7 protein-coding genes are annotated in these 5,291 nt (G+C 42.6%); all 7 read left to right on the top strand.

Annotation, left to right across the window (positions count from 1 at the left end):
• Positions 1–144 precede the first annotated feature (144 nt).
• The gene (locus GMA8713_RS25030; protein ID WP_198159584.1) at positions 145–372 is read left to right on the top strand and encodes a winged helix DNA-binding protein; all 228 of its coding nucleotides are present in this window, start codon (positions 145–147) and stop codon (positions 370–372) included.
• 222 nt (positions 373–594) lie between these two features.
• Complete coding sequence (locus tag GMA8713_RS25025) at positions 595–897, top strand: hypothetical protein (RefSeq protein WP_062715308.1); 303 nt, start codon at positions 595–597, stop codon at positions 895–897.
• A 170-nt stretch (positions 898–1,067) separates the two neighbouring features.
• On the top strand, positions 1,068–1,400 hold the full coding sequence (locus GMA8713_RS28330) for a LysR family transcriptional regulator (RefSeq protein WP_232314572.1): 333 nt from the start codon (positions 1,068–1,070) through the stop codon (positions 1,398–1,400).
• Between the two features lie 116 nt (positions 1,401–1,516).
• Positions 1,517–1,993: a type 2 periplasmic-binding domain-containing protein gene (locus GMA8713_RS28325; RefSeq protein WP_232314571.1), complete on the top strand. Its 477-nt coding sequence runs from the start codon at positions 1,517–1,519 to the stop codon at positions 1,991–1,993.
• A 127-nt stretch (positions 1,994–2,120) separates the two neighbouring features.
• Entirely contained in the window at positions 2,121–2,675 is a 555-nt protein-coding gene (locus GMA8713_RS25015) for a porin family protein (protein ID WP_062715306.1), read from the top strand.
• Positions 2,676–2,702: 27 nt separating this feature from the next.
• On the top strand, positions 2,703–3,005 hold the full coding sequence (locus GMA8713_RS28320) for a hypothetical protein (RefSeq protein WP_232314570.1): 303 nt from the start codon (positions 2,703–2,705) through the stop codon (positions 3,003–3,005).
• 338 nt (positions 3,006–3,343) lie between these two features.
• Entirely contained in the window at positions 3,344–4,264 is a 921-nt protein-coding gene (locus tag GMA8713_RS25005; RefSeq protein WP_062715304.1) for a manganese-dependent inorganic pyrophosphatase, read from the top strand.
• The last annotated feature ends 1,027 nt before the right edge of the window (positions 4,265–5,291 follow it).

Here is a 5,291-nt window from a genome sequence, read left to right as displayed (position 1 = left end):
TCGGTGCTATGATGGCCATTACTCAGTCCTTTTTGTGGGTTTTCTCTGTTTGGCGATAGATCAGATCGCGCAAACTGGACTGAGTTTCTCTTACCTTTGAGATCTACTATTAGGAACAGCTATTTAGCCAGCGAGAAATCGAAAGTGAGCCGGATTGTGCAAGGCTTAGTGATGGAAGAGTACATTGTTCGTCGTGATGACATTCATGACCGCCGTTCCAAAATTCTGGCACTATCAGAAAAAGGTCAAATGGTCGCTGACATGATGTCTCAGGCAGAATCTAACAATAAGCTGCTCCTATCTTCATTACTGTCCAATGAGGATATGTCTTCATTGCATAATGCATTGGAAAAAATCGCCCGCGCGATGTGAATTCCCTAAAACCCGAGTCCCGCTTGGGTTTTTCTTTTATACCACTCAGACCACCAGATAAAATCCTTCAAAATTACCGTATTAAGTACGCGAAAAAAAGATCTTTTTACGCATCAGTACCTTGATCAATGTTTGCTCTTTTTTACACGCTTTTTACCGATCTATATACATCCAGTTGACTACACTTGAAGTGCGGAATGGGACGCAGCTGAGGGGTGGTATATGTTGGCTCGACACAGAAATTATTTGTTAAAAGACACCAAGCAACTACATGCTCATGTTCAGGTAAATCCTACCGGCCTGATCGAAATTGAGATAATAGAGAAAAGACAATGTCATGCCGCAGAGTTCGAAAACCTGCGTTTCGAGCGTAGCGGCAGGGTAACGAAGCTGGTATGCAAACATACGTCAAACGGCAAACCGGTCCATTGGCAATTACCTCTTGCAAATGATGACGCCAAAGAACTGGAAAATCTCATTGAAGAAGCCACGGAAGAGCTTGAGATTCTGATGAGAGATTTATAACAAACTCATAGTGCGAAAAGCCTTTTTAACGCTGCTCAGTCAGCGTTTTTTCTTTTTACAAAGTGTTAATTCGGCATAAATCCGATTCGCCCCAAAGGCGCAGGATTCTACGAGAATCTTCAGATCATTTGGGTATAATAACCTTCAGTTTCACAACGGCTTAACCTCACATGTCTAAAGATATTTTTAATACCATCGACCTTAATCTTCTCAGAGTTTTTCTTGTCTTGTTCCAGGAGAAAAACACGAGGAAAGCCGCAGAGCGTTTGTATGTAACACAACCAGCCGTTAGCCAAAACCTTAAAAAGCTCCGCCACTTTTTCAATGATGAGCTTTTTATAAAAGTCCCAGAGGGGCTGCAACAAACATCCAAAGCGGAAGAATTAGCCGCAAAAATTATTCCGGCTTTAAACGACCTCCAATCTTCTTTAAATGAACTGGAAGCGTTTGATCCTCTCACCCTGAAGAAAAAAATCAGGATCGCATTTCCCCTCAAGTCATGATACGTCTGTCTGGCACTTTTATTCTTGAGCTCAGGGAAAAAGCCCCCTTCCTCGAGGTTGAAGTTGTTAATTGGACTTCTTCTACTATTACAGACATTGAAAGTGGCCAACTTCTAATGGGTATTTCATATGGTATTGATGTTAAGCCTAAACATATCCGGGAGCAGAAGTTAGTCGACCTCACGGGTTGTTGCGCGGTAAGAAAAGATCACCCAATTCAATCAAAATCCGCGACACCTAACGAATTTTCTAAGTACGAGCTTGCCTCTCTTTTCATCCCTGGTTGGAGTGAAGACCTTCCCGTTGCAGCCAAGAAGATGAAAGAATTATCTCTTCCTTACAAAGTTGGCTTTCGCTCTGCCTACCCAATGGCGATAGTCGATGTTTTACATAAATCAGACATGTTTTTCGCTACCAGCAATCTCTTTCCCTTCAGTTCATACCCTTCTCTGCGTCGTATAGATATTGATACCCAAGATTTCGAACTAACCTACTCCCTCAATAGTTTCTTCCACCAAAGAAACGGTAACGACCCTCTGACTCTATGGCTTAACAGCCTTGTAAAAGAAGAACTGGAACTCGCCATCCAATAACCAGAACTAATCACCGACATAACTGCTGCTAATTGGGGGTTATCACATTAATCCCCTATTCTGGTTTCGCCACTTAAGGACAGGCTCACGTAATTAGCAAGGATGCTCCCTTATAAAGAGAGCAATCATGAAAAAAGCAGTGTTAGTAGGTTCCATCTTCCTCCTTCCTTTAAGCGCTTTGGCAGCCGATTTCTCAGGCCACCGAGCAGGCGTTGGCTTTATCAGTGCTGATATTGAAAATGTTTATGGTGAGCGCGTTGATTGGGGTAATGGTTTTAAACTCGAATATGGCTATGACATTAGCCGAATTTTTGGTGTCAACATGTCATATAGCAACACAAGCGACAGTGTCGAGCTCATTGCTGATGGGAAGCGATACGGTACGAACTTGAAAACCAACACATACAAGTTAGATGCGGATATCGGCTATACCTTCGATCTCAATCAATTCTATGTAAAACCTTACGGCGTCATTGGCCTTGCAAGCTACAAAGACAAATACGAATTTCATGCTGGTGATGCGGGAAGTACTTCCAGCTCTTACTCAGACACCGCGATTTACGTCGGTGCGGGTGTAAGAGCAACGTTCAATGACACCATCTATACCGACCTGCGCATTGACCGCCTGACAGACGATGCCTTCACTGACCACTTTTCGCTTTCCATCGGCTATAAGTTCTGAGCCATTCGCTAACAGGAAGAAGTAACGATGAAAAAATTAGTATGCTCTGTAGCACTTGCATTCAGCTCAATGGCAACCGCAGATATCCATTTTTCTCCTGACTTGAAAATCGGAATGCAGTGGGGCTTGGGTGCTCAACTTGGCATTAACGATGTCATGGGGTTTGAAGCCGTGTATGGCAGTTTCGGAATTGCCGATTCCTACTGGTTCTCAGACAAAGAGTCAGTTAAACACTACCGTTTAGGTGTTCAATATTTAGAAAGTAAACACCAAGCGTATTCGGTTCAGCTCGAAGCTGGTATTGCTGAGTACAAAGGCACAAGAAACTAATTTTGCCGAGATAGAGAAGATCTGAAGGCCTATGGACCAAGTGTCGGCGCAGCATTGGTGTTTGATTACAATCTACCTATCAAAGTCAGATATGGTCTTGAAATGGGATACTTTCGACATCAGGACACCTTTCTGCCGAGCGGCTTAGCGCCTCAACTCAATGTCGGTGTGATCCTCCCACTTTGATGGCTGTCGTTTTTCAGCATTTTTCGCCGTAACTTTAACGCTCAACGCATGTTGGGCGATTGTTACATCCTCATACTATGGATGAATGTACATTTAAGGCCACTCTGGTAAAATGCGCCAAAATTCAAATGTGAGCATGACGAGAGCCAAATATGCCAATGTATGTTGTGGGTCATAAGATCCCTGATTCTGATTCTATCTGTGGTGCAATTGCACTTACATACCTGAAAAACCAAATCGATGAGCCAGCAGTAGCAGCGCGTCTTGGAGAGCCTTCCCCAGAGACTGCTTTCATTCTGGATCGCTTTGGCTTTGAAGCTCCTGAGCTGAAACTGAGCTATGCAGGCGAAGAAGTATACATCGTTGACCACTCTGAACTGACTCAAGCACCTGACGACATCGCAGAAGCCACGATCGTCGGTATCGTTGACCACCACAAACTGGGCGACCTAACCACTTCTACCCCACTGGAATGTTGGATCCGTCCTGTTGGCTGTTCTAACACCGTCATCAAAATGATGTATGACTTCCACGGCGTAGAAATTCCAAAAGAGATCGCAGGCATCATGATGTGCGCGATTCTGAGCGACACCGTTATCTTCAAATCTCCAACTTGCACTACAGCAGATATACGCTGTGTGGAAGATCTGGCAAAGATTGCGGGCATTGAAGATTACCAAGCACTGGGCTTGGAAATGTTTAATGTGAAATCTGCGGTAGCTGGAACGCCAATCCGTGATCTGGTTATGCGTGACTACAAAGATTTCAACATGAACGGCAACCTAGTAGGTATCGGCCAGCTAGAAGTTGTTGACCTATCAGTTTTTGATGAGATCAAAGCGGAACTGGAAGCAGACATTGCTTTACTAAAAGATGAAGGTAATCGCCACACCGTGATGCTTCTGCTGACTGACATTATGAAAGAAGGCTCTGAACTTCTGGTTATTTCCGATGACGTTTCTGTAGTTGAGCAAGCATATGGAAAAGAAACCGTAAATGGTCGGGTTTGGCTAGATGGCGTCCTAAGTCGCAAGAAGCAGGTAGTACCACCACTTCAAGACGTATTTTCTTGAATTTTGAATATAAAGGGCAGAAACCTGCCCTTTTTATTAACCCTTTCAGTCATTGTTGACGAACCTCCACAATATATTAAAAATCCGACAAATCAGTTATAAGCCTTTTCAATCACCAGTCAAAATCACTACCTATTATTAAAAATAACAAATAAAACACCACCACTCAGATGTTGATATATATCACATTTATTTGCATAATCTATGTAACTATTCTTCATTGGGTTAATATTGTGTCAAAAAATATCTCTTCAAAAATTTTTAATTACATTCCGCTTTTTGTTCTAATGGGCGCGACGATCGCTTTCACTCTTGCAAATGCAATGTACTGGGGCGGAATACTTTAGTCGTAGTGAATTGCGAATCGAATGCCTTCCCTCAGTAAACTGCAATGAGGCTCGGTACTTACCGGGCTTCTTATTTTTCCGGTCAAAATAAAAGCCAGATATATATTAAGTTGTGATATTACAAGAAGAAGATGTTATTACACTTGTTTTATAAGCCAAGTTGAATATTGAGTAATATATAGAACTTTTCAATCAAGGCTCTTTTTTTGACTATTAACATGGATATCACTCCATGTAGCTTTAGGAAACGAGCTCAACTTTAATACCGACGATTACTTCCAACCTAAACAACACCCTCCTCCGTTAATGAACCCTTCACAAGGAGCCGCGGAAAACACTAAAGCAATACCAATGCCTTTTCTTACTGAGACAGCCGCAAACCATTGATAACTCAACATCAATCAAGGTTTACTTTCATACCTCATGTTCATTGAAAGACCCTTCCTTAAATCGCCCTAAATCAATAGTACAGTTGACGACATTACGTTACACCGGCGAGGAAGCATTCAGTGTCATTGCCAACTTCAGATACTCAGTAGCAGCGACTCGCACAATACTAAATAGCTGTTCCTAATAGTAGATCTCAAAGGTAAGAGAAACTCAGTCCAGTTTGCGCGATCTGATCTATCGCCAAACAGAGAAAACCCACAAAAAGGACTGAGTAATGGCCATCATAGCAC

It is taken from the genome of Grimontia marina (assembly GCF_900060185.1).
GTDB classification, from domain to species: domain Bacteria; phylum Pseudomonadota; class Gammaproteobacteria; order Enterobacterales; family Vibrionaceae; genus Enterovibrio; species Enterovibrio marinus.
Note: the sequence above shows the minus strand (reverse complement) of the source record. Positions and strands in the feature narration are given on the sequence as shown.

Coding starts and splice junctions, on each gene's coding strand:
- GMA8713_RS25025 (WP_062715308.1), top strand. CDS start 595: ATGTTGGCTCGACACAGAAATTATTTGTTAAAAGACACCAAGCAACTA.
- GMA8713_RS28330 (WP_232314572.1), top strand. CDS start 1,068: ATGTCTAAAGATATTTTTAATACCATCGACCTTAATCTTCTCAGAGTT.
- GMA8713_RS28325 (WP_232314571.1), top strand. CDS start 1,517: ATGGGTATTTCATATGGTATTGATGTTAAGCCTAAACATATCCGGGAG.
- GMA8713_RS25015 (WP_062715306.1), top strand. CDS start 2,121: ATGAAAAAAGCAGTGTTAGTAGGTTCCATCTTCCTCCTTCCTTTAAGC.
- GMA8713_RS28320 (WP_232314570.1), top strand. CDS start 2,703: ATGAAAAAATTAGTATGCTCTGTAGCACTTGCATTCAGCTCAATGGCA.
- GMA8713_RS25005 (WP_062715304.1), top strand. CDS start 3,344: ATGCCAATGTATGTTGTGGGTCATAAGATCCCTGATTCTGATTCTATC.